24 protein-coding genes, 1 pseudogene and 1 riboswitch are annotated in these 26,126 nt (G+C 63.6%); of the genes and pseudogenes, 11 read left to right on the forward strand and 14 right to left on the reverse strand.

Going from position 1 to position 26,126, the window contains the following annotated elements:
* The first annotated feature begins 190 nt into the window (after positions 1-190).
* On the forward strand, positions 191-760 hold the full coding sequence (locus OVA00_RS19900; protein ID WP_034802893.1) for a CarD family transcriptional regulator: 570 nt from the start codon (positions 191-193) through the stop codon (positions 758-760).
* A gap of 310 nt (positions 761-1,070) precedes the next feature.
* Entirely contained in the window at positions 1,071-1,937 is an 867-nt protein-coding gene (locus tag OVA00_RS19905; RefSeq protein WP_034802890.1) for an RNA polymerase factor sigma-32, read from the forward strand.
* Between the two features lie 218 nt (positions 1,938-2,155).
* On the opposite strand, the gene OVA00_RS19910 is transcribed toward OVA00_RS19905, so the two are convergent.
* The 4 genes from OVA00_RS19910 to thiB form a co-directional block, all read right to left on the reverse strand.
* Positions 2,156-3,667, reverse strand: coding sequence for a M48 family metalloprotease (locus OVA00_RS19910; protein ID WP_034802887.1), 1,512 nt, complete (start codon positions 3,665-3,667; stop codon positions 2,156-2,158).
* A 301-nt stretch (positions 3,668-3,968) separates the two neighbouring features.
* Positions 3,969-4,688 (reverse strand): thiamine ABC transporter ATP-binding protein, encoded by a 720-nt coding sequence (gene thiQ, locus OVA00_RS19915; protein WP_060586556.1) that lies wholly within the window; start codon positions 4,686-4,688, stop codon positions 3,969-3,971.
* Complete coding sequence (thiP, locus tag OVA00_RS19920; RefSeq protein ID WP_255380607.1) at positions 4,685-6,310, reverse strand: thiamine/thiamine pyrophosphate ABC transporter permease ThiP; 1,626 nt, start codon at positions 6,308-6,310, stop codon at positions 4,685-4,687. The genes thiQ and thiP overlap by 4 nt, the downstream gene beginning before the upstream one ends.
* Positions 6,311-6,317: 7 nt before the next feature.
* Positions 6,318-7,346 carry a thiamine ABC transporter substrate binding subunit gene (thiB, locus tag OVA00_RS19925; protein WP_090295233.1) on the reverse strand — a complete coding sequence of 343 codons (1,029 nt, stop codon included), beginning with the start codon at positions 7,344-7,346 and terminating at the stop codon, positions 6,318-6,320.
* 51 nt (positions 7,347-7,397) lie between these two features.
* Positions 7,398-7,516, reverse strand: a riboswitch (TPP riboswitch).
* Between the two features lie 135 nt (positions 7,517-7,651).
* Between thiB and OVA00_RS19930 the strand changes: the two genes are divergently transcribed.
* The 5 genes from OVA00_RS19930 to OVA00_RS19950 all read left to right on the forward strand — a co-directional run bounded on the left by OVA00_RS19930 (position 7,652) and on the right by OVA00_RS19950 (position 12,594).
* Positions 7,652-8,137 carry a GNAT family N-acetyltransferase gene (locus tag OVA00_RS19930; protein ID WP_060586552.1) on the forward strand — a complete coding sequence of 162 codons (486 nt, stop codon included), beginning with the start codon at positions 7,652-7,654 and terminating at the stop codon, positions 8,135-8,137.
* Between the two features lie 84 nt (positions 8,138-8,221).
* Positions 8,222-8,872, forward strand: coding sequence for a thiamine diphosphokinase (locus OVA00_RS19935; protein ID WP_268089517.1), 651 nt, complete (start codon positions 8,222-8,224; stop codon positions 8,870-8,872).
* A gap of 3 nt (positions 8,873-8,875) precedes the next feature.
* A complete protein-coding gene (locus OVA00_RS19940; RefSeq protein ID WP_090295234.1) occupies positions 8,876-10,702 on the forward strand; it encodes an ABC-F family ATP-binding cassette domain-containing protein in 1,827 nt (608 codons plus the stop codon).
* A gap of 159 nt (positions 10,703-10,861) precedes the next feature.
* Positions 10,862-11,365 carry a MarR family winged helix-turn-helix transcriptional regulator gene (locus tag OVA00_RS19945; protein ID WP_034803154.1) on the forward strand — a complete coding sequence of 168 codons (504 nt, stop codon included), beginning with the start codon at positions 10,862-10,864 and terminating at the stop codon, positions 11,363-11,365.
* Positions 11,362-12,594, forward strand: coding sequence for a multidrug effflux MFS transporter (locus OVA00_RS19950; protein WP_060521468.1), 1,233 nt, complete (start codon positions 11,362-11,364; stop codon positions 12,592-12,594). Before OVA00_RS19945 ends, OVA00_RS19950 begins: the two co-directional genes overlap by 4 nt.
* 99 nt (positions 12,595-12,693) lie before the next feature.
* Here the strand turns inward: OVA00_RS19950 and OVA00_RS19955 are convergent, their stop codons facing one another.
* Positions 12,694-13,911, reverse strand: coding sequence for an argininosuccinate synthase (locus OVA00_RS19955; RefSeq protein WP_034802869.1), 1,218 nt, complete (start codon positions 13,909-13,911; stop codon positions 12,694-12,696).
* Positions 13,912-14,082: 171 nt separating this feature from the next.
* Between OVA00_RS19955 and OVA00_RS19960 the strand changes: the two genes are divergently transcribed.
* A complete protein-coding gene (locus OVA00_RS19960) occupies positions 14,083-14,724 on the forward strand; it encodes a LysE family translocator (protein ID WP_268089518.1) in 642 nt (213 codons plus the stop codon).
* Positions 14,725-14,787: 63 nt separating this feature from the next.
* Here the strand turns inward: OVA00_RS19960 and OVA00_RS19965 are convergent, their stop codons facing one another.
* The 7 genes from OVA00_RS19965 to OVA00_RS19995 all read right to left on the reverse strand — a co-directional run bounded on the left by OVA00_RS19965 (position 14,788) and on the right by OVA00_RS19995 (position 20,910).
* Positions 14,788-15,582, reverse strand: a complete 795-nt coding sequence (locus tag OVA00_RS19965; protein WP_034802864.1) for an ABC transporter ATP-binding protein — start codon at positions 15,580-15,582, stop codon at positions 14,788-14,790.
* Positions 15,579-16,457 carry an ABC transporter permease gene (locus tag OVA00_RS19970; protein WP_043622284.1) on the reverse strand — a complete coding sequence of 293 codons (879 nt, stop codon included), beginning with the start codon at positions 16,455-16,457 and terminating at the stop codon, positions 15,579-15,581. The genes OVA00_RS19965 and OVA00_RS19970 overlap by 4 nt, the downstream gene beginning before the upstream one ends.
* A 209-nt stretch (positions 16,458-16,666) precedes the next feature.
* Positions 16,667-17,620 carry an ABC transporter substrate-binding protein gene (locus OVA00_RS19975; protein WP_090295239.1) on the reverse strand — a complete coding sequence of 318 codons (954 nt, stop codon included), beginning with the start codon at positions 17,618-17,620 and terminating at the stop codon, positions 16,667-16,669.
* Between the two features lie 139 nt (positions 17,621-17,759).
* On the reverse strand, positions 17,760-18,995 hold the full coding sequence (gene rlmN / locus OVA00_RS19980; RefSeq protein ID WP_268089519.1) for a 23S rRNA (adenine(2503)-C(2))-methyltransferase RlmN: 1,236 nt from the start codon (positions 18,993-18,995) through the stop codon (positions 17,760-17,762).
* 232 nt (positions 18,996-19,227) lie between these two features.
* Positions 19,228-19,731: an invasion associated locus B family protein gene (locus tag OVA00_RS19985; RefSeq protein ID WP_034803141.1), complete on the reverse strand. Its 504-nt coding sequence runs from the start codon at positions 19,729-19,731 to the stop codon at positions 19,228-19,230.
* A 397-nt stretch (positions 19,732-20,128) separates the two neighbouring features.
* Positions 20,129-20,506, reverse strand: a complete 378-nt coding sequence (locus tag OVA00_RS19990) for a YkvA family protein (protein WP_034802857.1) — start codon at positions 20,504-20,506, stop codon at positions 20,129-20,131.
* An 86-nt stretch (positions 20,507-20,592) separates the two neighbouring features.
* The gene (locus OVA00_RS19995) at positions 20,593-20,910 is read right to left on the reverse strand and encodes a 4a-hydroxytetrahydrobiopterin dehydratase (RefSeq protein WP_268089520.1); all 318 of its coding nucleotides are present in this window, start codon (positions 20,908-20,910) and stop codon (positions 20,593-20,595) included.
* Between the two features lie 85 nt (positions 20,911-20,995).
* On the opposite strand from OVA00_RS19995, the gene OVA00_RS20000 reads away from it, so the two are divergent.
* Complete coding sequence (locus OVA00_RS20000) at positions 20,996-21,472, forward strand: low molecular weight protein-tyrosine-phosphatase (RefSeq protein ID WP_083523857.1); 477 nt, start codon at positions 20,996-20,998, stop codon at positions 21,470-21,472.
* Here OVA00_RS20000 and thpR read toward each other — a convergent pair.
* Together thpR and OVA00_RS20010 are read right to left on the reverse strand one after the other, a co-directional pair.
* A complete protein-coding gene (thpR, locus tag OVA00_RS20005; RefSeq protein ID WP_060521463.1) occupies positions 21,409-21,999 on the reverse strand; it encodes an RNA 2',3'-cyclic phosphodiesterase in 591 nt (196 codons plus the stop codon). The genes OVA00_RS20000 and thpR overlap by 64 nt on opposite strands.
* Positions 22,000-22,113: 114 nt before the next feature.
* Positions 22,114-22,755, reverse strand: a complete 642-nt coding sequence (locus OVA00_RS20010; protein WP_060521462.1) for an arylesterase — start codon at positions 22,753-22,755, stop codon at positions 22,114-22,116.
* Between the two features lie 66 nt (positions 22,756-22,821).
* Between OVA00_RS20010 and OVA00_RS20015 the strand changes: the two genes are divergently transcribed.
* Complete coding sequence (locus tag OVA00_RS20015) at positions 22,822-23,547, forward strand: ABC transporter ATP-binding protein (RefSeq protein ID WP_268089521.1); 726 nt, start codon at positions 22,822-22,824, stop codon at positions 23,545-23,547.
* Positions 23,544-26,094 (forward strand): annotated as a pseudogene (locus OVA00_RS20020) (ABC transporter permease). The gene OVA00_RS20015 and the pseudogene OVA00_RS20020 overlap by 4 nt, the downstream one beginning before the upstream one ends.
* Positions 26,095-26,126 lie beyond the last annotated feature (32 nt).

The raw sequence follows: 26,126 nt of genomic DNA on the forward strand, positions 1-26,126 counted from the left end.
TCTCCAAAACGCGGTTTCTCCCTAGTACGCAACATGGCGTTGCTCTGTTGTGACCGCATTTTATGAGGCTGTTTGCATTCCTTGGACGGACCAGGATGTACCCACCCGGCGGTATCCCCGTCTATCCCGGGCCTCACTGACCCGGCCCCGGCCAGAATGGCCGGCGCGAAACAGGGAGTTTTTGAAACGAATGACGACCCAGCAGAAAAAATCTTCGACACGCCAGGGCTTCAAGACCGGTGAATCGATCGTCTATCCGGCCCACGGCGTTGGCCAGATCGTGGCGATCGAAGAGCAGGAAGTCGCCGGCATGAAGCTTGAGCTTTTTGTCATCGATTTCGAGAAGGACAAGATGCGCCTGAAAGTGCCAGTGGCCAAGGCCGTCAGCATCGGCATGCGCAAGCTCTCCGAAACCGATTTCGTCGACCGCGCGTTGAAGGTTGTGCAGGGCAAGGCTCGCGTGAAGCGCACCATGTGGTCGCGCCGCGCCCAGGAATACGATGCCAAGATCAATTCCGGCGACCTGATTTCCATCGCGGAAGTCGTGCGCGATCTCTACCGCGCCGAAAACCAGCCGGAACAGTCCTATTCCGAACGCCAGCTCTACGAAGCTGCCCTCGACCGCATGGCGCGCGAAATCGCTGCCGTCAACAAGATGTCGGAAACCGAAGCTGTTCGCCTCGTCGAGGCCAACCTCAGCAAGGGTCCGAAGCGCGGCAAGGCGATCGACGAAGACGACGCTCAGGACGAAGCTGCATAAGCTGTCCGACTGCACTGAGACTACCAAAAAGCCCGGCCATCGCGCCGGGCTTTTTCTTTGATCGCATGGAACTTTTGCCGTCCGGGCGCATTTATAAAGGCCGGCAGAAGTGCGCCGCTTTCGCGCCGGGCGATCTTGCTTCTGTGATCCCGTCACCGTTCAGGTTCGTGACTTCGAAGTTAGGGCGCCGCGTCGTTTCTTCAAGTTTCGACATCGCGGCGCGAGACGCCCCCTGCTGCCGGACACTGCATCCGTCCGGCCTTTTGGACTTCACACGCAATGGCGCCCGGCGCCAGTCACGGAGTGATCGATGAAGACTCTCACTGCAGACCGGCGGATGATCAAGATCGCAATGGAGGCGCCCTATCTCGAGCGCGACGAGGAGCACAAGCTGGCGCAAGCCTGGCGAAACGACAACGATCAGGAAGCCCGCAACAAGATCGCCATGTCGCATATGCGTCTGGTAATCTCGATGGCCGCGAAGTTTCGCAATTTCGGGCTGCCGATGGGCGATCTCGTCCAGGAGGGCCATATCGGTCTCCTGGAGGCGGCGGCCCGTTTCGAGCCGAGCCGCGAGGTCCGCTTCTCCACCTATGCCACCTGGTGGATCCGAGCGTCGATGCAGGACTATGTCCTGCGCAACTGGTCGATCGTCCGCGGTGGCACCAGTTCGGCGCAGAAGGCCCTGTTCTTCAACCTTCGGCGTCTTCGCGCCCGGCTTGCCCAGGGCGACAGGCAGCTTACATCGCAGGCTATGCATGAGGAGATTGCGGCTGCCCTCGGCGTCAGTATCGCCGACGTGCAGACGATGGATGCACGTCTCTCCGGCAGCGACACCTCGCTGCAGGCGCCGGTCGGCGGCAGTGATTCCGATGGCGGTGAACGGCTGGATTTCCTCGCCAGCGACGCGCCGCTGCCGGACGAGCAGGTGAGCGAGATGATCGACGGCGAACGGGCACGTGTGTGGCTGCGCGACGCGCTGTGCGCGCTGACGGAGCGCGAAATGCGCATCATCCGCGCCCGGCGGCTGACGGAAGAAGGAGCGACGCTCGAAGAGCTCGGCATCGATCTCGGCATATCCAAGGAACGTGTGCGCCAGATCGAAACTCGGGCGCTGGAGAAGCTCCGGGCGGCCTTGGCGACGCGAGCGCCGGCGCTGACCGCAGGCATTCATTGACCGCCTGACGCCGACCGTCTGCCGCCATGCCCGTACTATTCGCCGGAACCCCGCATTGCGCCGGGAAGCGGCACTGTCCGCTGTCAATTTGGCGATGACGATTGGCGCAGCGTGCTTTCGTTCGTGACCGTTCAGGCGCCTCGCGACGTGCTTGCCTAGCAGATGGCAGGCAATTCACGCCCGCAACCGAACGCGCTTCAGCTGCGCCTGTCTCAATCCTATTCGGAAACGATCTTCACCCTGTCGCCCGGCTTCACCGTCGAGCTGACCTGCATCGCATTGATCACCCGGAAGAGGTCGAGCTTACGATCGGTTCCCATCATGCGGGCCGACAACGTGGTGATCGTGTCGCCGGGCCGGACCGTCACCACCCGGATCCGCAGCGGCTTCAGCGACTGCGTCTCAGCGGCCGTCATGCGGCGGAACGTGCTGCGCAACTGGTTTGCGGTCGGCTCGAGTGCGCTCGACCCCTTGGGCACGGCGGTCAGGAAGCGGTAGATCCGCGTGTCGATGCGGATGACCGTCACGTCGAAATCCCAGCGGTCGGCGGAGGCGCGCGCGGTTGCGGCTTCCAGGCCGTTGACGCTGATCTGCCGGATCGTGTCGGGCTTCAGGCCGGTGACCCAGCCGCTGGCGATATAGTCCGTCAGGCTTCGGCCGCCCGTGTCGGCGACGCCATCGAAGCGCACGGCGATGTCGCCGGCGCCGGTCGCCAGAACCGCTTCGGCCTTGTTGTCGATCTGGAACCCGGCGGGCACGTCGAAGCGGATGCCGAGCTGGCCGTGCAGGAAGGTCTGGCCGCGCACGTAGCCCTCCTGCGGGCTGTCGCCATAGAGCAGGCCGTCGATGCCGGCGAGATAATAGTCGCGACCGCGGTCGCCGCTGGTGCCTTCCGGACCGAAGGCGCGGGCGTGCCGACGCGCGAGATCGACACGCTGCGGCGCGTTCGGGTGGCTTGACAGGAAGTCGAGGCTCTGGTCGGATTCCGGATCGACCGCCGTGAAGCGGCTATAGGCGGCCATCGAATCGAGGAAGCGCGCCGCTGCATAGGGGTCGTAGCCGGCTTCGCCGAGCATGCGCACGCCGATCACGTCGGCCTGAAGTTCCTGGTTGCGCGAGAAGGCCGCGAGCCGGAGCTTGCCGCGCGCGAGCGCCTGCTTGCCGGCGATATCGGAGGAGAGGACTTCGGAGACCACGCGGCTGGCGATCACTTCGGCTTCCTCGCGCTGCTGACGCTCGATGCCGTGGTTGGCGGTGACGTGCGCCATCTCGTGCGACAGCACGGCTGCGACCTCGGAGGCATCGTTGGCAAGCGCCAGCAGGCCGCGGGTGACATAGAGATAACCACCGGGCAGCGCGAAGGCGTTGATCGCCGGCGAGTTCAGGATGGTGATGCGATAGGACTGCTGCGGATTCTCGGAGACCGCCGTCAGCGCGCCGGTGATGCGCGCGACCAGGCGCTCGGTCTTGGCGTCCTTGTACTCGCCGCCGTAGCTTGCGACGATGCGCGGATGTTCGCGCGCGCCCAGCTGCGCCCGCGGATCGTTCTTCTGGACTTCCTCGACGATCTGCGGATTGGAGGAGGGCGAAACGGTCGGCTGGTAGGTCTGCTCGATCACGGATTGGCATGCGGAAAGGAGCGTGGTCGCAAGCAATGCAACCACGGCGCGTCCACGCAGCCGTCCGCCCTTCGGCGGGAACCGGTCGTGTGTGACTGTATGCCTCTCCATGCCTCAGCCCGTTCCCATCCATCGCTCCGCCCGCATCCTGCGGACAAGTGGTACGACAGCGTTGAAAGTCCTACTTTTTCAGCCCGGCAGCGTTGCTCTGCCGCGACCTCTCAGTCCTGGTCTTGCTGTATCTGATTTCAGCGCCACCTGCCTAGTTTGTCTCGGTAGAAATAGTTGCCCCGTGGTATCACGGCAACGGATGCGGGAATATTCGCGCCCTTGCCGGATATTTCGCGCGTCGCATGGCGCCGCGGTCAAATTGTGGCAATCGGCCAAGGGCGTGGAGAATCCGATCCGTCCTTCAAGTATTGCCGAGAAAGCGGTCGATCGCCGCATTGTCCCGCCGCGCCAGGAAGCGGTCGAGGGTGTCGTTTGCGATGATACGCCCCTGGTCGAGAAAAAGCACGCCGTCGGCCAGGGCCTTCACGTCTTCGGGATGGTGTGTGATCACCAGGATCGTGTTGCCTTCCTCCTCGTGCAGTTCCCGCAGGAGCGTGCGCATGCCGGCGCGCATGCCGGGATCAAGCGCTGCGAAGGGCTCGTCGAGCAGCAGCAGGGGGCGCTTTCGCACAAGCGCGCGGGCGAGGGCGACGCGCTGGCGCTCGCCGCCTGAAAGCGTCGGCGGCAGCCTTTTCCCGAAGCCTTCGAGCCCGACGCGGCGGAGCGCGTCTTCAATCTTCTCGCGGTCGGTTGCGCTCAGCCGAAGCGCCGGGTCGATGCCGAGTCCGATGTTGGTCGCGACGTCGAGATGGGCGAAGAGGTTGTTGTCCTGGAAGATCATCGAGACCGGCCGTTCCGACGGCGCCCGATCGGCAACGTTCTCGCCGAGAATGCGCACCTCGCCGCGATCGGGATCCTCGAACCCGGCAATGAGGTGGAGCAGCGTCGATTTGCCGGAGCCCGAGGCACCGGCGACAGCGACGATGCCCCCCTTGGCGATGGTGCAATCGAAGGTGAGCTTGGCCGTTTCGAAACGGACCTCGACATCGCGCAACTCTATCGCGGGAACGGGATCGATCATGCTTTGCGTCCTTCCGGCCGGCTGTCATTGGCCGTGCCGAGGATGGTGAATATCAGGCAGAGAAGCCCGAGGAAAAGGGCGAGACCGGCGGCGTCGGCGGTGCGGTAGCTGCCCATACGGCTATAGAGCAGCCACGGCAGCGTCACCATGTCTTGGCTGCCGAAGAGAGCGACGGCGCCGAGGTCGCCGAGCGACAGCGCCATGGCGAAGGAAAGGGCCATCAATAGCGGCTTGCGCAGCGCCGGAAAGTCGATCCATCGCAGACGATCAAAACCACGAATGCCAAGGCTTGCCGTCAGCCGTTCGGACCGTGCCGCATGGGTCGCCATTGCCGGCGCGAGGATGCGGTGGACGAAGGGCAGCGCCATCAGCGCGTTGATCGCAACGACGATGGCAGGTGCAAAGCGCGCGACGTCACCGAAGGGACGCAAAAGCAGAAACCATCCGGCGCCGAGCACCACCGGCGGCACCAAGAGGATCAGCGAGGTGCTGGCACCGATGGCACCGGCAAAGCCGCGGGAGAGCGACGTCGCGTGACGCGGCGCGGTGGCGGTTGCCGCCGCCCGGATCATCACGGCTGCCATGGTGACGGAGGCGAGTGCCGAGGCGAGCGCGATTGCCGCACTCGTCCGCAGCGCCCGGTGCACCGCCGGATCGCGGGCGAGCTTCAGCAGATCGGCTTCGAGTCCGGAGATGAGAACCGCGACCAGCGGCGCGCCGAGAAACAGAAAGGCAAGCGTGATCCAGGTGCCATCACTCAGGCGCGCGATCCTTGACGCGCCATCGAAACGGCGCACAGTGCGGCCACCGGTCATGCCCTCTTCCGGCTCGGTCGCCAGATGACGAAGCAGGAGCAGCAGCAGGCCGGTCATGGCGATCTGCAGGGCTGACAGCGCGATCGCGCGCGGCGGATCGAAATCGAAACGCAGCGCCTGGTAGATCGCCACTTCGATTGTGCTGGCCGCAGGCCCGCCGCCGAGCGTCAGCACGAGGGTGAAGCTGGTGGCGCAGAGCATGAAGACGAGGCCGGCGGCACCCGGCAGGAGGCCGCGCAGCACGGGCCATTCGATGAAGCGAAAGAGTGCGCGTGACGGCATGCCGAGATTGGCGGCGCTGCGCCAGTATTCGGCGGGGATGCGCTCGAGCCCGGCCAGGAACAGGCGCGCTGCAAGCGGCATGTTGAAGAAGACGTGGGCAAGCAGGATGCCGAACAGGCCGTAAATGCTGACGGGCTGCGCGAGGCCGAGCCAGCGCAGGCCGGAATTGAGGAAACCCTGCCGCCCCCAGATCTCGATCAGCCCGAGTGCGCCAACCAGAACCGGCAGTCCGAGTGGCAGCGCCATCAAGCGCAGCAGCCAGATGCGGCCGGGGAACTGCGGTCGTCGCGCTAGCGCCCGGGCGACGGGGATGGCAAAGAGCACGGACAGCAACGTCGAGAGGGTCGCCTGCAGCAGCGTGAAGCGGGTGACGCGCCAGATGTAGGCGTCGAACAGCGCATCGTCGCTCGCGCCGCCCGTCTGGCTCAGCAAGGCGACGATCGCAAGACCGACGAAAAGGACGAAGACGCCGAGGCAGGCTGCCCCGGCGACCACTGTCATACGATTTTCGCGCAGTGCGAACAATCCGGCCTCAGTTCTTGCTCATGGCGGCAAGCCATTCGTCGATCCAGGCCTTGCGGTTCTTGGCGACGTCCTCCGAGGGCAGGAGGAAGGTGTTTTCCGGCTTGACCAGCTTATTGAAGGCGTCCGGCAGCGGCTCCTTGGTCGCTGCGACCGGCATCATCCAGTTCGTCGTCGGGATGATCGACTGGAAGTCCGGACCGGTCATGAAGGCGAGGAACTGCTTTGCCAGTTCCGGCTCCTTGGCGTTCTTGGTCATGCCGGCGACTTCGATCTGGATGTAGTGCCCTTCGGAGAAGGCAGCGGCCTGATAGCGCTCGGTGTTTTCCGCGACCATGTGGTAGGCCGGCGACGTGGTGTAGGACAGCACCATCGGCGCCTCGCCCTTGGTGAAGAGGCCATAGGCTTCCGACCAGCCGGGGGTGACGGTCAGAACGCGGTCCTTCAGCTTCGTCCAGGCGGCACCCGCCTCATCGCCATAGACGGCCTTGACCCAGAGCAGGAGGCCGAGGCCCGGCGTCGACGTACGCGGATCCTCGATGACGATCTTCTGCGACGGGTCGCCTTCTACCAGCTCCTTCAGGCTCTTCGGCGGCGTCTTCAGCGTCTCGGTGTCGTAGACGACGGCGAAGTGGCCGTAGTCATAGGGCAGGAACGTGTCGTCGGAGAAGTTGCCGGGAACGGTGACGCCGGTTGCCTCGACGCCGTGCGGCGCGAAGAAGCCCGTTGCCTTGGCTTCCGCAACGAGGTTGGTGTCGAGGCCAAGCACGATGTCGGCCTTGGAAGCCTCGCCTTCGAGCTTCAGGCGGGTGAGCAGCTCGACGCCGTCGGCCACGCCGACATAGTTGACCTTGCATTCGCAGGTCTTCTCGAAGGCTTCTGCGACCTTGGCGCCCGGGCCCCATTCGGTGATAAAGCTCTCATAGGTGTACACCGTCAGCGTCTTGTCGGCGGCGGTCGCGGCGCCGGAGAAAACAAGGCTCGCGGCCGTCGCAAGGGCTAGCCGGCTAAAGAATTTAAGTTGCGATGAATTGGACATGGCGAGGACCTCTCTCCCAAAGTTCGTTGTTGCATGGGAAAAGGGCGTATCGATCCGATCGCGTCTAATCCCTCCGCCGGTATGAGCCGGATCAGGTTCCGCGGGTTGGCGTTTTGACGCCTCTCAGCCTCCGGCCGCAATGCGGTCGGGAGGCACCCCGTTAGAGCGGCAAGAGATTTACCGCTGCCTCGGTCCCATGGCAAGCGATGTTTACGGCGAAGCAAGGGGACGCCTGGCCAGCACAATGGCTCGTGTTTGCGTATGCCGCCAACTGCGCTACACAACGGCAGCGAGGAGGAAATGTCATGCCCGATATGCTTGTTCGACTTTATGCCCTGCCGGCTGAACCTCAGTCGAAGCTTGGCCTTGGCATCAGCATTCGCCGCGCCATGGCGCCGGAGCGCCGCCTGGTCGTTTCCTGGATTGAAAAGACTTTCGGTGCCGGATGGGCGGGCGAGGCGGAAGCCGCCTTTTCCTCCACCCCGACGCGCATGCACGTCGCTGTCCATGACGAAAAGATCGTCGGCTTTTCCTGCCACGACGTAACGGCACTCGGCTTCTTCGGTCCGACCGGCGTCGACGAAAGCATGCGCGGGCAGGGGATCGGTGAGGCACTGTTGCTTGCAAGCCTCACGGCCATGCGCGAGGCCGGCTATGGCTACGCGATTATCGGCGGCGTCGGGCCGGCGAAGTTCTACGAGCGGGTGGCCGGCGCCGTCGAAATTCCGGATTCGACCCCCGGCATTTATGCCGGCATGCTTTTTCCCGATCCGGTGCCCGAGGGGCATTGATGGTCTGACCAAAATATCGAGAACCGCTCGTTCGACGGTTTTCTTCGTTTTCCTTCGGCGGTCCTTTGCGCTATGGGCTTTGCCATGGCTCGATCGACCTTCACCATTCTGCTTGGCGGCGCCCTTTCGCTGACCGACCGGCTGGCTCACCAGCTGGCCGCAAGTCGCTTCATTGCGGCTGACGGCGGCATGCGCCATGCCCGATTGCTCGGCATCGTGCCGGATGTCTGGGTCGGTGATTTCGACTCGACCGAGGAAGCCCTTCTTGCGGACTACGCCTCCGTCTCGCGCGAGCCCTATCCGGCGGCGAAGGCCGCGACGGACGGGGAGATCGCGGTCGAGGCGGCGCTGTCGCGTGGAGCCGATCGCCTGATTTTCGCCGGCGCCCTCGGCGGTACCCGCAGCGATCACGCCTTCATGCACCTGCTGCATGCCGTCGCCCTTGCCGAGCGTGGCCTTTCCGTGTTGATGACCTCGGGCGAGGAAGAGGCCTATCCGCTGCTGGCCGGCTCGCTCGACCTCGACCTACCCAAGGGCTGCCTCTTCTCGGTGCTCGGGTTGACCGAGCTTACCGGTCTTTCGATCGTCAATGCGCGCTATCCGCTCGACGATTTCACCTTGCCGTTCGGCTCGTCCCGAACCGTTTCCAACGTTGCGGAGGGTCCCCTTCGCTTCACTCTCCAGAGCGGTCGCGCCATTGTGCTCGCCCGCCCCTATGATCTTTCCGGAGCCTGAGCCTTGGCGCCTCCCATTCTGAAACTCGACGACATCTTCCTCACCTTCGGCGGCGCGCCGCTGCTAGCCGGCGCCAATTTTCAAGTCGAACCGGGCGACCGCATCTGTCTGGTCGGCCGCAACGGCTCGGGCAAGTCGACGCTGATGAAGATTGCCGCGGGCCTGGCCGAGGCGCAGTCGGGCGAAATCTTCCGCCATCCCTCCGCGACCATCCGCTATCTGCACCAGGCGCCGGATTTCGACGGCTACGACACGGTGCAGACCTATGCCGAGGCAGGACTCGGCCCGAGTGACGATCCCTATCGCGTCGCCTATCTGCTGCAGCACCTGGGGTTGACCGGCGAGGAAGACCCGAAGCGCCTTTCGGGCGGTGAGGCGCGTCGCGCGGCGCTTGCCCGTGTCATGGCGCCGGAGCCGGATATCCTGCTGCTCGACGAGCCGACCAACCATCTCGATCTGCCGACGATCGAATGGCTGGAAGACGAACTGATCCGCAGCCGTTCGGCGCTCGTTCTGATCTCGCACGACCGGCGCTTCCTGGAGAAGGTCTCGACCGCGACCGTCTGGCTCGACCGTGGCCAGTCGCGGCGGCTCGACCGCGGCTTTGCCCATTTCGAGGCTTGGCGTGACGAGGTGCTGGAGGCCGAGGAGCTGGAACAGCACAAGCTCGGCAAGGCGATCGAGCGCGAGGAACATTGGCTGCGCTACGGCGTGACCGCTCGACGCAAGCGCAACATGCGCCGCCTCGGTGAGCTGCAGACCATGCGGGCGACCTATCGCGGCCACAAGGGGCCGCAGGGAACGGTACAGGCGACGGCCGCCGACGCCAAGGAATCGGGCAAGCTGGTGATCGAGGCGGAGAAGGTCACCAAGGCCTATGGCGAGCGCACCATCGTCGCGCCGTTCTCGATCCGCGTGCACCGCGGCGACCGCATCGGTCTGGTCGGCCCGAACGGCGCCGGCAAGACGACGCTCCTGAAGATCCTGACCGGACAGATCGAGCCGGATACGGGCACGGTCAAGCTCGGCACCAATCTCGAAATCGCGACGCTTGACCAGAAGCGCGAAGACCTCAATCTCGACGACACGCTGGCGCACTACCTGACGGACGGGCGCGGCGACAACCTGCTGGTCAATGGCGAGCAGCGCCACGTCACCGGCTACATGAAGGACTTCCTGTTCCAGCCAGAGCAGGCGCGCACCCCGATCCGCGAGCTTTCGGGCGGCGAGCGCGCAAGGCTGATGCTGGCGCGCATCCTCGCGCGAGCAACCAACCTTCTGATCCTCGACGAGCCGACCAACGATCTCGACATCGAGACGCTCGACCTTTTGCAGGAGATCGTCGCCGGTTTTGCCGGAACTGTCATCCTCGTCAGCCACGACCGCGACTTCCTCGACCGCACCGTCACCTCGACGATTGCGCCGGCCAATCCGGAGGCGCCGGATGGACGCTGGATCGAGTATGCCGGCGGCTATTCCGACATGATGGCGCAGCGCAAGGGCGCGATCGAGGAGAAGCGCAAGGCCGAGAAGGCGGAAAAGGCCAAGGCCGATGCAGCCGCACCGGCCGCCGAAGCGCCGAAGGCTGCCAAGGGTAAGCTTTCCTACAAGCAGAAATTCGCGCTCGAAAACCTGCCGAAAGAGATTGCCAAGGCGGAAGCCGAGGCTGCCAAGCGCGAAGAAAAGATGGCGGACCCCAATCTTTTCACAAAAGATCCAAATGCTTTTGCGAAGCTGGCGCAGGAGCTGGAAAAGCTGCGTGCCGACCTCGCTCGCATGGAAGAGGAATGGCTGGAACTCGAAATGCTGCGCGAGGAGCTTGAGGGCTGAGACACAACAAAGACGGTCCCGCGCGGGATTGCGAAGGTAATACGTTGAATCCTTGCGAGTTTTACCGTTAAACTGGCAAGGGAAAGATGGCCTTCCGCGTTGAACGTTTTCACAGGGTATGATAAGTAAAACTTATTATATCACCTGTGAACGATCATGATGCCCTTCAAGCTAGAATCCGAAACCATTGGAATGCTTCTGACCGATGTCTCGCGCCTCTTGCGCGGGGCCTTCGACCGCAAGGTCAATGCCATGGATCTGGGCATCACGCCTGGCGAGGCGCGCACGCTGATCCAGGTGGCGCTCACCGAGGGCATCAAACAGGCCGAAATCGCCACACGCATGGGCATTGAGCCTATGACGCTGTCGGCCTATCTCGACAGGCTGGAGGCGAACGGGCTCGTCGCCCGCGTTCCCGATCCGGCGGATCGCCGCGCCAAGAATGTCGTCATCACCGAAAAGGCCGGTCCGTTGTTCAACGAGCTGATGACCGGTCTTCGCGAAATGATGGATGCCTATACGGAAGGGCTGGACTCGGAAGCGCGCGCGCTTCTCTGTTCCAACCTGCGCATCCTGCGTGACAATTTGCGTCAGCTCGATCCGTGCCTTGCCGGTAAGGAGACAGCGGAGAAGGCCGAAGTCCGGGTCGGAGCCGCGCAATGACGCGTCGCATGAGCGAGCGGCGCACAAGCATCATCGGTGCCTTCCTGGTGGCGCTCGGCCCCGTTTCCATGGCGCTGTATACGCCGGCGATGCCTGAACTGGTGCGCGCCTTCTCCTCCAGCGAAGCGGCGATCAAGATGACGCTGTCGCTCTATTTCGCCGGCTTCGCCTTTGCCCAGTTGGTGTCTGGCACGCTCTCCGATGTCATCGGTCGCCGCCGCGCGACGCTGATCTTCATGGCGATCTACCTCGTCGGTAGCCTGATGGCGGCCTTTGCGCCTTCCGTCGCGGTGCTTTTGGCCGGCCGCCTGGTGCAGGGCATCGGCGCCTCCGTCGGGATGACCGTGGCGCGGGCGATCGTGCGCGACCAGTTCACCGGGACTGAGGCCGCACGCATCATGAACATGATCGGCATGATGCTGGCCCTCGGACCCGCCGTGTCCCCGACGCTTGGCGGCCTGGCGCTCGGTCTCTTCGGGTGGCAGTCGATCTTCTTCCTGATGGTCGGCTTTGCCGCCATGGCCTGTCTCACCGTGCAGTTTTTCATGGCCGAGACCGCGACCCCGGATCCGGCCAAGGGCCACTTGAAGCCCATCCTTGCGGCCTATCGGCGGTTGGTGAGCGACAGCCGCTTCGTTTCCTCGACACTTGTGATCGGCGGAGCGGTCGGCGCACTTTATGCCTGGGCGACCATGCTGCCCTTCGTACTGATCAATGCGGTGGGGCTGACACCGACCGAGTTCGGCGTCGGCATGCTGATGCAGTCGGGCCTTTTCTTTTCGGGAACCGTGGTGGTGCGGCTGCTGATGCGGCGTTTCACGCCGCAGGCGCTGGTGCCGGCCGGCCTCGTCTTCATCGGTGCGGCCAGCCTCGCGCTTGCCTACACCATGCACATTCTGCAGCCGAGCTTCCTCTCGGTCATGCTGCCGATCGGGATTTATGCCTTCGGCATCGCCTTCGTCATGCCCTATATGATGACGGCGGCGATGGCGCCGTTTCCGGACATCGCTGGCACGGCGTCGGCAGTGATGGGTTTCGTACAGATGGGCTCGGGGCTGCTTGGTGGCGCGATCGCCGCTGCGGTCGGCGCTCCGGTGCTGGCGCTCGGCACGATCATTCCATGCTTCGGCCTCGTCTGCATCCTGAGCTATGTCTGGTATAGCCGCAATGTTCGCTCGCAGCCGCTCGCCGTGCCGGTCAAGGATCCGCTTTCGGAAGCGGCGGAGTAGAAATCTGGTGCGGCATCGGCATCGATACCGCTTCGGCCTGCATATGAAAAAGCCTCCGCGAACGGGTCGCGGAGGCTTCTTTTTTCAGAACGCGTCGTCTTAGCGGTTGCGCGCGGCCAGCGTGCGCAGGCGCAGCGCGTTGAGCTTGATGAAGCCGGCGGCATCCTTCTGGTCGTAGGCGCCCTGGTCGTCCTCGAAGGTGACGAGCTTGTCGGAGTAGAGCGACTTGTCGCTCTCACGGCCGATGACCATGACGTTGCCCTTGTAGAGCTTCAACGTCACTTCGCCTTCGACATGCTCCTGGCTCTTGTCGATTGCGGCCTGCAGCATCTCGCGCTCCGGTGAGAACCAGAAGCCGTAATAGATCAGCTCGGCGTAGCGCGGCATCAGCTCGTCCTTGAGGTGGGCGGCGCCGCGGTCGAGCGTGATGCTCTCGATTGCGCGGTGCGCGGAGAGCAGGATGGTGCCGCCGGGGGTCTCGTAGACGCCGCGCGACTTCATGCCGACGAAGCGGTTCTCGACGAGGTCGAGACGGCCGATGCCGTTGTCGCGGCCGTACTCGTTGAGCTTGGCAAGCAGGGTTGCCGGCGACAGGCGTACGCCGTTGATCGAGACGGCGTCACCGCGCTCGAAGCCGATCTTGATGACGGTGGCCTGGTCGGGAGCGGCTTCCGGCGAGATCGTGCGCATGTGCACGTACTCAGGGGCTTCCAGTGCCGGGTCTTCGAGAACCTTGCCCTCGGAGGAGGAGTGCAGCAGGTTGGCATCGACGGAGAACGGCGCTTCGCCCTTCTTGTCCTTGGCAACCGGGATCTGGTGCTTCTCGGCGAATTCGAGCAGGTCGGTGCGGCTCTTGAACGACCAGTCGCGCCACGGCGCGATGATCTTGATGTCCGGGTTCAGCGCATAGGCGGAAAGCTCGAAGCGAACCTGGTCGTTGCCCTTGCCGGTCGCGCCATGGGCGATCGCGTCGGCGCCGGTCTTCTTGGCGATATCGATCAGGTGCTTGGAGATCAGCGGGCGGGCGATCGAGGTGCCGAGCAGGTAGACGCCTTCATAGACGGCGTTGGCGCGGAACATCGGGAAGACGAAATCCTTGACGAATTCCTCGCGGACGTCCTCGATGTAGATCTCCTTGATGCCGAGCATTTCGGCCTTCTTGCGGGCCGGCTCGAGCTCTTCGCCCTGGCCGAGGTCGGCGGTGAAGGTGACGACTTCCGCGCCGAGTTCGGTCTGCAGCCACTTCAGGATGATCGAGGTGTCGAGACCGCCCGAATAGGCGAGAACGACCTTTTTCACGTCTTTATGCGATGCCATGGTTTCCGTCCGTCTGGTCTTGGGGAGGGCGGCGATGCCGCGTGCAAATCTGCGGCACTTTAGCCAGAACCTGCGGCGATACAAGCGCTAGAACGCTTGACGATGCGAATCCGCTGGCAAAAGCGCAGGCGCAGGATTACTGGAGGCGACCCCCGTGCCGAGGAAACGACGATGGACTTCATTCCCAGCCTGCCGACCCTCCTGACCTTTGCCGCTGCGACGCTGCTTCTGGCGGCCACACCCGGCCCGGACATGACGCTTTCGATCAGCCGGGCGCTCGCCCAGGGCAAGAAGGCCGCGCTCTTCGTCGTGCTCGGCACCAGCTTCGGCATCGTCGTGCATACGCTGCTCGTCGCGTTCGGCATCTCTGCGCTGATCACCGCCTCGCCAACCGCATTCACCATCCTCAAGACCGGCGGTGCCGCCTACCTGCTCTGGCTTGCGGTGCAGGCGATGCGCTTCGGCTCCAGCATTTCGGTGCAGAAGGTCGAGCCGGCGGAAGGCAAGGCGCTTGCCAACATCTCGGCCGGCTTCTGGGTGAACCTGTTGAACCCCAAGGTCATCATCTTCTTCATGACTTTCCTGCCGCAGTTCGTCAGCGCCGATGATCCCTCGGTCACCGGCAAGCTTCTGTTCCTCGGCCTGTTCTTCATCACCATCGGCATGCCGGTGAACATGCTGGTCGTCTTCACCGCCAACTGGCTTGCCTCCTGGCTGCAGCGCAACAAGGGCGTGATGCGGGCACTTGATTTCAGCTTCGCCGGCGTCTTCTCGGTGTTTGCGGTGAAGATTTTCATGACGACGGCTCGGTAAACAAAAACAAAAAGCCCGGACATCTTGGATGCCCGGGCCTTGTTGTGAATTAGTCTTCTGTACTCAGCCGATCAGCAGCGCATCGTCGTCGAGCGTCTGGCCGCGGATGCGGCGGAACATGGCGATCAGGTCCTCGACCTGCAGTTCCTTGCGGCTGTCGCCGGCGACGTCGAGCACGATCTCGCCGCCGTGGAGCATGATGGTGCGGTGGCCGTAGTCGAGTGCCTGGCGCATCGAATGGGTGACCATCATCGTCGTGAGCTTGCGCTCGGAGACGATCTTCTGCGTCAGGTTCATCACGAACTCGGCCATGCCAGGGTCGAGGGCTGCCGTATGCTCGTCGAGCAGCAGCACTTCGGAGCCTGCGAGCGTCGCCATGACCAGCGAGACCGCCTGGCGCTGGCCACCGGACAGAAGGTCCATGCGGTCGCCCATGCGGTTTTCAAGGCCGAGGTTGAGCTCGGCGATGCGTTCGCGGAAATGTTCGCGGCGCTTCGGGCCGAGGGCGGCTGTGAGGCCGCGGGCTTCGCCACGCTTGGCGGCGAGTGCCAGGTTTTCCTCGATCGAGAGCGCGCCGCAGCTGCCGGTCAGCGGATCCTGGAAGACGCGAGCGACGAGGCCCGCGCGCGCAGCGGTACCCTTGCGGCTGACGTCTGTCTTGCCGATCGTCACCTGGCCGGCACTCGGCAGCACATCGCCGGCGAGCACGCCGAGCAACGTCGACTTGCCGGCGCCGTTGGAGCCAATGACGGTGACGAAGGAGCCCTGCTCGATCGTCAGGCTGACGCCGTTCAGCGCCTGCTTCTGCAGCGGCGTGCCCTTGCCGAAGATGACCTCGATGTTGTTGACGCTGATCATGCCGCACCTCCACGACGCAGACGGGGAAGGACGAGGGCGAAGGTGACGAGTGCCGCGGTCACGAAGTTGAGGTCGGAGGCCTGCAGGCCGAGCATGTCGGTCGACAGCGCCAGCTGGATCGCTATGCGGTAGAGGATCGAGCCGAGCACGCAGCCGATCAGCGCAATCAGGATGCCGCGGGCACCGAGCAGCGTCTCGCCGATGATGACCGCCGCAAGCCCGACGACGATGGTGCCGACACCCGAGGTGACGTCAGCAAAGCCGTTGGTCTGGGCGAACAGCGCGCCACCGAAGGCGACGAGCGCGTTGGAGATCGCCATGCCGAGATAGATCTGGCGGTTGGTGTCGACGCCCTGTGCGCGGGCCATGCGGGCATTGGCGCCAGTGGCGCGCATCGCAAGGCCGGCATCGCTCTCAAGGAAGCGCCAGACGATGATGACGGCGACGACCACGAGCACGCCGATAAACAGCGGCCGGACGTAGAAATCGCGCAAGCCGAGGCCGTAGAAGGGTGACAGCATCGTGTCGGCGTTGATCAGCGCGACGTTCGGCTTGCCCATGACGCGCAGGTTGACCGAGAACAGCGCGATCATCGTCAGGATCGAGGCGAGCAGGTTGAGGATCTTGAAGCGCACGTTGAGCATCGCCGTGACGATGCCGGCTGCGGCACCCGCGACCATCGCCACGCAGGCGGCAAGCCACGGATTGACGCCGGCGATGATCAGCACTGCGGTGACGGCGGCGCCCAGCGGAAACGATCCGTCGACCGTGAGGTCGGGAAAATCGAGAACCCGGAATGCGAGAAAGACGCCGAGGGCAACGAAGGCATAGACCAGCCCCAGCTCCACGGCTCCCCAGAAAGCAATTAGACTCAACCCCAGACCCTCTTTTCTACCTGTCGCGCCTGATTGTGCTTATGAGCGCGACGCTCCCGCTTGGCACATGGGGCGCACGGCCGGGCGCATGTGCGGCTTAGAAACTTGGAGCGGCCTCCGGTATTCCGGGCCCCTCATAGCGAACCGCCCCCGTATGGAACGGAGGCGGGCAAAACGCAACAAACTTGAACCTGAAAAGGCCTAAAGCCTTATTCAACGACGCGGGTTGCGCGCTTTACGACACTTTCCGGAAGGGTGACGCCCATTTTCTCGGCGGCCTTCTTGTTGATCACCAGGTCGGAACCGGCGGCAACCTTGACGCCGATATCACCCGGGTTTTCGCCCTTGAGGATGCGAACGACGATTTCGCCAGTCTGCTTGCCGACGTCGTAGTAGTTGAAGCCGAGGGCTGCGAGCGAGCCGCGGGCAACCGAGTCCGTGTCGGCGGTGAAGAGCGGCAGCTTGGCTTCTTCGGCGACGGCGACGGCACCTTCAAGTGCGGAGATGATCGTGTTGTCGGTGGGTACGTAGATCGCATCGGCGCGGCCGACGAGGGCACGGGCAGCACCCTGGACTTCAGCCGACTTGGTCGCGGCGGACTCGACGACGGTCAGGCCGGCCTTTTCGGCCTCGGTCTTCAGCACCGCGAGCAGCGAAACGGAGTTGGCTTCGCCGGAATTGTAGAGGTAGCCGATCGACTTGGCGTTCGGCAGGATTTCCTTGATCAGGGCGACGTGTTCGGCAACCGGCGACATGTCGGAGAGGCCAGTGACGTTACCGCCGGGCTTGTCCATGTCCTTGACCAGCTGGGCGCCGACCGGGTCGGAAACGGCGGTGAAGACGACCGGGATATCGCGGGTCGAGGAGACGACCGCCTGTGCCGACGGCGTCGAGATCGGAACGATCACGTTCGGCGCTTCGCCTGCGAACTGGCGGGCGATCTGCGCGGCGGTCGCCGGGTTGCCCTGGGCCGACTCGTAGATGAACTTGAGGTTCTCGCCTTCCTTGTAGCCGGCGGCGGTCAGCGCGTCCTTCACGCCGTCGCGTGCCGCGTCGAGTGCCGGATGCTCGACGATCGCGGTTACGGCGACGGTCACCTCATCGGCACGGGCGGGCAGGGTGAATGCCACCGTGGCGGCAAGGGCGATGAGAAGTGAGCGCATGGGTTGTCCTCCAATTGATGTCCCGCTTTCTTAGGAAACCGATGACATGAAATCAATCGATAGGAACTGCATCACCCATCAAAGTTCTTCATCGATGGGTGATGGGCGAGGAACGAAGGACCCGAGGAGGCGCTTCGTCTCAATCTTCGCCGTGATTGGCGATCATCATCGCTTCGAAGGCGAGGCGGTCGACCTTGCGCATGCGCTCGGATTCCGACTTCAGCTGGCCGCAGGCGGCAAGGATGTCGCGGCCGCGTGGTGTGCGGATAGGCGAGGCGTAGCCGGCCTGGTTGATGAAGTCGGCAAACTTCTCGATGTGCTCCCAGTCGGAACACTGGTAGTTGGTGCCCGGCCAGGGGTTGAAGGGGATGAGGTTGATCTTCGCGGGCACACCCTTCAGGAGCTTCACCAACTGCTTGGCGTCTTCGAGGCTGTCGTTGACGTCCTTCAGCATCACGTATTCGAAGGTGATGCGGCGGGCGTTGGAAAGGCCGGGATAGGCGCGGCAGGCGTCCATCAGTTCCTTCAGCGGGTACTTCTTGTTGATGGGCACCAGCATGTCGCGCAGGTCGTCGCGCACGGCATGCAGCGAGATCGCCAGCATGACGCCGATCTCTTCGCCGGTGCGATAGATTTCCGGCACGATGCCTGAGGTCGACAGCGTGATGCGGCGCTTGGACAGCGACAGGCCTTCGCCGTCAGAGGCGATCAGAAGGGCGGTCTTGACCTGCTCGAAATTATAGAGCGGCTCGCCCATGCCCATCATCACGATGTTGGTGATCTTGCGGCCTTCGGCCGGCACGATCGCGCCCTGCGGGGTGTCGCGCTCCGGGAAGTCGCCGAGCCGGTCGCGGGCAAGCAGCAGCTGCGCGAGGATTTCCTCGGCCGTCAGGTTGCGCACCAGCTTCTGCGTGCCGGTGTGACAGAAGGAGCAGGTGAGCGTGCAGCCGACTTGGCTCGAAATGCAGAGCGTGCCGCGGCCTTCCTCGGGAATGTAGACGGTCTCGATCTCGACCGGTCGTCCGGCGCCGCGCGCCGGGAAGCGCAACAGCCACTTGCGGGTGCCGTCGCCGGAAATCTGTTCCTCGACGATCTCCGGGCGCGCGATGGTGAAATGCTGCTTCAGCATCTCGCGCATGTCCTTGGACACGTTCGTCATGTGATCGAAGTCGGAGACGCCACGCACGTAGAGCCAGTGCCAGAGCTGGCTGACGCGCATCTTGACCTGGCGTTCTGGCACGCCCTTTTCGACCAGTGCCTTGGCCATGTCCCCGCGCAGAAGTCCGATCAGCGACGGCTTTTCCGCCTCTACGGCTGCGCGCACCTGCGGCGCCTTGGCGATTTCCACCCGGTTCAGAATTTCAGTGGCTGCCATGCTCATGATGTCCTGTCATACGGCGAGAGGCCGTCCGGAGAGCGGGTCCGGAAATCGTCCTGATGCGCGAATTGAAATCGGTCGAGCCATCGAAAGCGGCCTATCGGGGCGCGGAGGCTCTCAAGTTGGCCGCCCTTTAGCATTGTTTTGGCTGGGAGTCACGAGGCAGGCCCCTTGAACGCAAAAGGCCGGCTTTGCAGCCGGCCCCTACGCGTGACTTTCGGTCTCGCGATTACTTGCAGGCTTCGATCTGCTTCAGCGCAGCGGAGATGCCCGAGAGCGAGTAGGAGTAGGAGGTCGCGGTACCCTTGCGCGACTTGGCGTTGACCGACATGGCCTTGCCGTTCTTCATGGCGGCAACCAGTGCCGGCTCTTCGGCAGCATTTTCGACCCAGGCCGAATTGCCCTTGGTGAACATCACGAAGGTGCGGCCGTCGATGACGACGTTGACCTTGGAGTTTTCCTGCAGAGCATAGCCCATCATTGCCTGAGGCTCGTAGCTGATGTTCTGGCCGGGGCGCTGGGAAACGAGGAAGAAGATGTCGCCATGGTCGACGCCGGCCGGGCTCTTTTCCTTCGGAACCGAAAGGACGTAGCAGACCTTGCCGCCGCCGGCATTGTAGGAATAGGCGCCCCAGGCGTTGAACTGCTGGATGCGCGTCGGAGACTGGGCGGCAGCCATGCTGGCGGTGGCCAGAACGAGTGCGATTGCGGTTGCGATCTTTCTTACAAACATGAGGTCCTGCCGCTTTTCTTGCTTTTCGATCACCCGAAACAGGTCAGACGGGCGACGCGTAGTCATGATTTGATTTGTTTTGACTTAATTCAGGTTACCAAACCGTCAACGGTGGCCGAAAACCGCGGCTTTAGCCCCGAAATGGAGCGGTTTGCCCCATCGCACAGTGCCTTTCGACCGCCGATTCGCGCCTTCGCCGAACCGGGCTCGATCGAGGATGCGCGTTGCCTCGGAATGCCCGTTCCAGAAGGTTTCCTGCCCCAAGCCATTGCATGGCGTCAGCCGCACCAATGCGCGCGACCAGCGTCACTTGCAGATCTATGCCACAAAGAATTGGGCAAGAGTTTGACTTTCGGGCGGGAATGCGGCGCCACAACCGGACAGGCGGCGTCCGGCGTCAGCTCTCCGGCGTATCGGCCAGCGTCTCGTCGGCCTTGGTATAGTGCGTTTCCTTGATCTGCCCGCTGATGGCAGCAAAGGCCGCGGTCAAGACGGCAACGTCATCGGAGAAGCCGACGACGGCCAGCACGTCGGGGATGATATCGATCGGCAGCACGAAGTAGGCGAGGGCTGCAAGCAGGATGCCGCGGGTGCGTGTCGGGGTCTTCGGATCGATGGCGCAGTAATAGGCGGCAACCAGGTCGCGGCTGAATGGGATCTGGCGGGCAGCTCGGCGAAAGGTCGGCCAGAAGCGGCGCTTCACGCGCTTTTCCCGCCGCTCCTGCTCGGATTCTTCGCCAGGCAAGAGAATTTCACCAATCTTGATGTCGTCCATCGTCCCGCTTCCGCTATATTCTCGGGCGCCAGGCGTTCTCGTGAACGCGCGGCGCTCCGGCGCTTTCAATATGGGAATTCCGCGTCCTATTTCAAATGATCGGGCATGCGGCCTGCCGCAGCCTTGTCCATGCGCGTCGCCAGCTTGAAGTCGAGTTCGCTCAATCCGCCGGCGTCATGGGTCGTCAGCGTCACGTCGACGCGATTGTAGACGTTGAACCATTCCGGGTGATGGTTGAGCTTCTCGGCGACGATCGCGCATTCGGTCATGAAGCCGAAGGCCTCGACGAAGTTCTTGAAGCGGAACGCCTTCCAGATCGAGTTGCCGTCTTCGGCCCGCACCCAACCTTCCATCTTGTGAAGGTTGTCGGCAATCGTCGCTTCGTCCAGTCTCTCCGCTGCCATCGCTTGTCTCCTCCCATGCGCCTGTTCGAAGCCCGAGCTGTCGCGTATAAGCGTCAACTGTCTCCAGCCTTCGAATCTGAATAGCATGAAACCGGTCAGAGTTCTTTTCGTTTGTCTCGGCAACATCTGTCGGTCGCCGCTTGCCGAGGGCGTGTTGCGCGCATTGGCGGAGCAAAAGGGATTGGCTCTAGCGCTGGAGATCGATTCGGCCGGAACCGGCGCCTGGCATATCGGCGATCCGCCGGACCGGCGATCGATAGAGACGGCGCGGCGGCACGGCATCGATATTTCTACACTGTGCGGACGCCAGGTGGCGGAGGCAGATTTCAGTGATTTCGACCTCATCCTCGGCATGGACGAGAACAATGTCCGCACGCTGAAGAGGCTCGCGCCGGATGGCACGGCGCAGAAGGTGCATCTCTTTCTCGATTATGCGTCAGGCGACCTGCGGGACGTGCCGGATCCCTATTACGAAGGGCGGGAAGCCTTCGAGGCGCTTTACCAGATGCTGGAGGCCGGATGTTCGTCGTTGCTCGAAAGGCTCGGCGAACGCACCTCGTGAAGCGGGAAAACCTCTTCCGTCAGGTACGGTCCGCCGCCGACTGAATCGCGCGACGAGAGCAGCACGAAGCGGGAGACCGTGAACAGCGAGGTCATGAAGTTGCCGCGCCCCGAGAGGTACTCGACCACGTCTTCGACACGGCTGGAGCGCAGCCGCGCCAGCGTCACGTGCGGGGTGAACTTGCGCGGGTCCGGCCCCAGTCCGAGCCTTTGGCAGATGCGCTCGATTTCGGCCTGCAGCGCATACATTTCCGGATGGTTGGTAACGCCGGCCCAGACCGAGTGAGGCTTCTTCGAGCCGAAGGCGCCGGTGCCGTTCAGTTGCAGTTGGAATTCAGGACGTTCGATGCGATCGAGTTTGTCGATGATCTCGTCGGCGGTGCGCCAGTCGACGTCACCGATGAAGCGCAGGGTGATGTGGTAGTTCTCCACATCGATCCAGCGAGCTCCGGGAAGACCTCCGCGCAGCAATGAAAGACTCATTGCAGCATTGCGCGGAATTTCGAGGGCGGTGAATAGTCTCGGCATGGCGAGCTCCCCGAATCTCTTGCAGATGTCTTAGCGAATCACGCATCGCATCTGCACGCAACTGGTATTTGACGCTTCAGAATATTAACGTTGCCTTAACTGTGGACGATGTCATCACTCCGTCTTGTTCAGCGTTGCCAGAAACCGCTCGACGACGGGCAGGGCCTTCTCGACCATGACGCCGACGCCGTCGCCATTGGGATGCATGCCGTCTTCGAGCTTGAGCTTGGCCTCCGTCACCACGCCGTCGAGAAAGAACGGATAGAGTTCCAGCCCATATTTTTTGGCGAGTTCCGGATAGATCGGGTTGAAGCGGGCGGCGTAGTCGGCGCCCATGTTCGGCGGCGCCATCATGCCGGCGAGCAGCACGGCGATGCCGCGGTCCTTCAGCCGGGTGATCATCGCCTCGATGTTCTTGCGGGTCTCTTCAGGCGCGATGCCGCGCAGCGCGTCGTTGGCGCCAAGCTCGAGGATCACGCCCTTGGTACCATCCGGCACCGACCAGTCGATGCGGGCAAGACCGCCGGAACTCGTGTCGCCGGAAACGCCGGCGTTCGCGATCGTCACGTCGAAGCCCTTTTCCTTCAGCGCCTTTTCGAGCCGGGCCGGGAAGGCGTCCTCCGGCGGGAGCTGATAACCCGCCATCAGGCTGTCGCCGAACCCGATGAGGCTGATCGTCTCGGCGCGTGCCGTCCATGATAACGCAAATGTCATCATCAGTGCCAAGAAAACCCGTTGAAATCCTTTTAATGCCATGGGCCTGTTCCTAAATCCCGAATGCCGTTTCTGTTCCCCACTTCGTTTCATATAGGGTTGTTTCGCTTGGCCAGCACCATCATCGAACTTAAAAACGCGGATCTGACGCTGGGCGAGGCGGCCGCCTCGGTGCATGTGCTGAAAGGCATGAGCCTGACGATCAATGCAGGAGAATCGGTCGGCATCGTCGGCCCGTCCGGTTCAGGCAAGTCGACTTTGCTGATGGTGCTTGCCGGGCTCGAGCGGCTGGATTGCGGCGAGATCGTCATCGACGGCACGCCGCTGCACCGGCTCGACGAGGACCGGGTGGCGGACTTTCGCGGGCGCAACATCGGCATCGTCTTCCAGTCCTTCCACCTCATTCCCAACATGACGGCACTCGAAAACGTCGCCGTGCCGCTCGAACTGGCCAATGTGTCGGGCGCCTTCGAGATCGCGCGCAAGGAGCTTGTCGCCGTCGGCCTCGGTGAGCGGCTCAGCCATTATCCCGGCCAGCTCTCGGGCGGCGAGCAGCAGCGGGTGGCGATCGCCCGGGCGCTTGCGCCCTCGCCGAAGCTTCTGATCGCCGACGAACCAACCGGCAACCTCGACGCCGAAACCGGACGGCAGATCGCCGATCTGCTTTTCGCCGAACAGCGTGACCGCGGCATGACACTCGTGCTCGTGACCCATGACGCCGCCCTTGCCGACCGCTGCGCGCGGCAGGTGCGGGTGCGCTCGGGCGAGATCGTTGCCGGCGGCGCCGCGGACCCCGTGGCCGTGGCGCCGGTCCAGCAGGCGGCCTCGGCATGATCGGCGCGCCTTCGGTACGGCTGCGGCCGCTGCTTGCCCTGCGGCTGGCGCTGCGTGAAATGCGCGGCGGGCTCAAGGGCTTCTACATCTTCCTCGCCTGCATTGCGCTGGGTACGGCGGCGATTGCCGGCGTCAACTCGCTGTCGCAATCGATCACAGCGACGATCGCATCGCAGGGTCAGGAACTGCTCGCCGGCGATATTCGCTTCGAGCTTAACAATCGTGTCGCAACGACCGAAGAGCGCGCCTATCTCGATGGTCTTGGAACCGTTGCGGTTTCCGCTGGCCTGAGATCTATGGCGCGGCTGCCCGACGGTTCCAATCAAGCCCTGGTGGAACTGAAGGCCGTCGATGCGGCCTATCCGCTCTATGGCACGCTGGAAAGCGAACCCGACAGGCCGCTGCACGACCTCATCGCACGCGATGGCGACGTCTTCGGTGCGGTCGTGGCGCCTCTGCTGCTCGACCGCCTGGACGTTAAGGTCGGAGACGAAATCCTTCTCGGCAACGCCCGTGTCCGGATCGCCGGCACGATCACGCGCGAGCCGGATGCGCTTTCCGACGGCTTCGGCTTCGCGCCCCGCCTGATGGTCTCGGACGAAGCCCTGGCGGCGACGGGACTGGTGCAGACCGGAAGCCTCGTCGAGCACACATACAAGGTGAAGCTCGCCGATCCGGCAGGGGTCGCGGCCGTTCGCACCGAGGCGGAGAAAAGCCAGCCGGCAGCAGGCTGGTCGATCCGCACCAGCGGCAACGCAGCACCGGCGCTGACGGCCAACATCACGCGTTTCTCGCAGTTCCTGACGCTTGTCGGCCTGACGGCGCTGATCGTCGGCGGCGTCGGCGTCGCCAATGCGGTGCGCGCCTATCTCGATGCCAAGCGCAGCGTGATCGCGACCTTCAAATGCCTGGGCGCGCCCGCGGCGTTGGTGGCGATGATCTATCTCGCACAGATCCTGATGATCGCCTTGATCGGCATCGTCATCGGGCTCGTGATCGGGGCTCTGATCCCCTTTGTCGCGGCGCAGTTTTTGGCCGACCTGTTGCCGATTTCGACCGCCTTCCATCTCTATCCGGGCGCGCTCGGGCTTGCCGCCCTGTTCGGCGTGCTGACGGCGCTGACCTTCGCCATCCTGCCGCTCGGACGGGCGCGCGCCATTCCTGCGACCGCACTCTTCCGCCAGCAGGGTTTCGATCCCTCGGGTTTTCCGGCCTGGCCCTATCTGCTCGGCGCCGTCGCGTGTCTTGCCGCGCTCGCCGGCCTGGCGATCTTTACGGCTTACGACCGCTATATTTCGCTCGTCTTCCTCGGCGCGATTGCCTTCGCCTTCATCGTGCTCAGGGCCGTTGCGCTCGCGATCGCCTGGCTCGCGCGCTGCAGCCCGCGGGTCAATTCGCCGGCTCTCAGACTGGCGATCGGCAACATTCACCGTCCGGGTGCGCTGACCTCCTCGGTCGTGCTGTCGCTTGGGCTCGGTCTGGCGCTTCTGGTGACGCTGGCGCTGATCGACGGCAATCTGCGCCGCGAACTCACCGGAAGCATGGCGGAGCGAGCGCCGAATTTCTTCTTCGTCGATATCCAGGGCAGCGAGATTGAAGGTTTCCGCTCGGTGCTGAACCAGGCGATCCCGAAGGGCAAGGTCATCGAGGTGCCGATGCTGCGCGGCCGCATCACCGCCTTCAACGGTGAGGACGTGAACAGCCGCAACGTGCCGCCTGCGGGCCAATGGGTGCTGCGCGGCGACCGCGGCATCACCTACGCCAAAAACAAGCCGGAGAATTCGACGCTGTCCGAAGGCGCCTGGTGGCCGGCCGACTACAGCGGCGAACCCCTGGTTTCGTTCTCGTCCGAGGAGGCCGGCGAACTCGGCCTGAAGATCGGCGATACGGTCACCGTCAATGTGCTCGGCCGCAACATCACCGCCAAGATTGCCAACTTCCGCAATGTCGAGTGGGAATCGCTGTCGATCAACTTCGTCATGGTGTTCTCGCCGAACACCTTTGCCGGCGCGCCGCATGCCTGGCTGGCGACTGTGATCGATCCGTCGGCGACGCCGGAAGAGGAGGCGGCGGTCCTGAAGGCCGTCACCAATGCCTATCCGACGATCACCAGCGTACGGGTGAAGGACGCTCTCGACATTGTGAATGGGCTGCTCGGTCAGCTGGCAACGGCGATCCGGGCGGCCGCCCGTGGCGCTCGTCGCCTCCGTGCTGGTGCTGGCCGGCGCGCTTGCGGCCGGCAACCGGGCGCGCGTCCATGATGCGGTGGTCCTGAAGACGCTGGGGGCAACGCGGGTGACGCTGATCAAGGCGTTCAGCTACGAATACGCGATCCTCGGTCTTGCAACCGCAGTTTTTGCGCTGTTCGCCGGTGGTATCGCCGCCTGGTTCGTCGTCAACCGCATCATGACGCTGCCGTCGAGCTTCCTGCCCGACGTGGCGATCGTGACGGTTGTGGCAGCGCTGGTGATGACGGTCGGCATCGGACTTGCCGGTACATGGCGCATTCTCGGGCAGAAGGCGGCGCCGGTCCTGCGCGAACTTTGACCGGACCGAGTTAACCGTAAATCCCTATTGCG

The sequence above is a fragment of the Ensifer sp. SL37 genome, from assembly GCF_026672675.1.
Taxonomy (GTDB): domain Bacteria; phylum Pseudomonadota; class Alphaproteobacteria; order Rhizobiales; family Rhizobiaceae; genus Ensifer; species Ensifer adhaerens.

Excerpts from the sequence above, each read along its gene's own strand:
- OVA00_RS19985 (WP_034803141.1), bottom strand. The coding sequence starts at position 19,731 with ATGTTTGTAAGAAAGATCGCAACCGCAATCGCACTCGTTCTGGCCACC.
- OVA00_RS19935 (WP_268089517.1), top strand. The coding sequence starts at position 8,222 with ATGGCTCGATCGACCTTCACCATTCTGCTTGGCGGCGCCCTTTCGCTG.
- OVA00_RS20010 (WP_060521462.1), bottom strand. The coding sequence starts at position 22,755 with ATGGCATTAAAAGGATTTCAACGGGTTTTCTTGGCACTGATGATGACA.
- OVA00_RS19990 (WP_034802857.1), bottom strand. The coding sequence starts at position 20,506 with ATGGACGACATCAAGATTGGTGAAATTCTCTTGCCTGGCGAAGAATCC.
- OVA00_RS19930 (WP_060586552.1), top strand. The coding sequence starts at position 7,652 with ATGCCCGATATGCTTGTTCGACTTTATGCCCTGCCGGCTGAACCTCAG.
- thiB (WP_090295233.1), bottom strand. The coding sequence starts at position 7,346 with ATGTCCAATTCATCGCAACTTAAATTCTTTAGCCGGCTAGCCCTTGCG.
- thpR (WP_060521463.1), bottom strand. The coding sequence starts at position 21,999 with ATGCCGAGACTATTCACCGCCCTCGAAATTCCGCGCAATGCTGCAATG.
- rlmN (WP_268089519.1), bottom strand. The coding sequence starts at position 18,995 with ATGGCAGCCACTGAAATTCTGAACCGGGTGGAAATCGCCAAGGCGCCG.
- OVA00_RS19945 (WP_034803154.1), top strand. The coding sequence starts at position 10,862 with ATGCCCTTCAAGCTAGAATCCGAAACCATTGGAATGCTTCTGACCGAT.
- OVA00_RS19975 (WP_090295239.1), bottom strand. The coding sequence starts at position 17,620 with ATGCGCTCACTTCTCATCGCCCTTGCCGCCACGGTGGCATTCACCCTG.
- OVA00_RS19955 (WP_034802869.1), bottom strand. The coding sequence starts at position 13,911 with ATGGCATCGCATAAAGACGTGAAAAAGGTCGTTCTCGCCTATTCGGGC.
- OVA00_RS19950 (WP_060521468.1), top strand. The coding sequence starts at position 11,362 with ATGACGCGTCGCATGAGCGAGCGGCGCACAAGCATCATCGGTGCCTTC.
- OVA00_RS19995 (WP_268089520.1), bottom strand. The coding sequence starts at position 20,910 with ATGGCAGCGGAGAGACTGGACGAAGCGACGATTGCCGACAACCTTCAC.
- OVA00_RS19900 (WP_034802893.1), top strand. The coding sequence starts at position 191 with ATGACGACCCAGCAGAAAAAATCTTCGACACGCCAGGGCTTCAAGACC.
- OVA00_RS19905 (WP_034802890.1), top strand. The coding sequence starts at position 1,071 with ATGAAGACTCTCACTGCAGACCGGCGGATGATCAAGATCGCAATGGAG.
- OVA00_RS19910 (WP_034802887.1), bottom strand. The coding sequence starts at position 3,667 with ATGGAGAGGCATACAGTCACACACGACCGGTTCCCGCCGAAGGGCGGA.
- thiQ (WP_060586556.1), bottom strand. The coding sequence starts at position 4,688 with ATGATCGATCCCGTTCCCGCGATAGAGTTGCGCGATGTCGAGGTCCGT.
- OVA00_RS19965 (WP_034802864.1), bottom strand. The coding sequence starts at position 15,582 with ATGATCAGCGTCAACAACATCGAGGTCATCTTCGGCAAGGGCACGCCG.
- OVA00_RS19960 (WP_268089518.1), top strand. The coding sequence starts at position 14,083 with ATGGACTTCATTCCCAGCCTGCCGACCCTCCTGACCTTTGCCGCTGCG.
- OVA00_RS20000 (WP_083523857.1), top strand. The coding sequence starts at position 20,996 with ATGAAACCGGTCAGAGTTCTTTTCGTTTGTCTCGGCAACATCTGTCGG.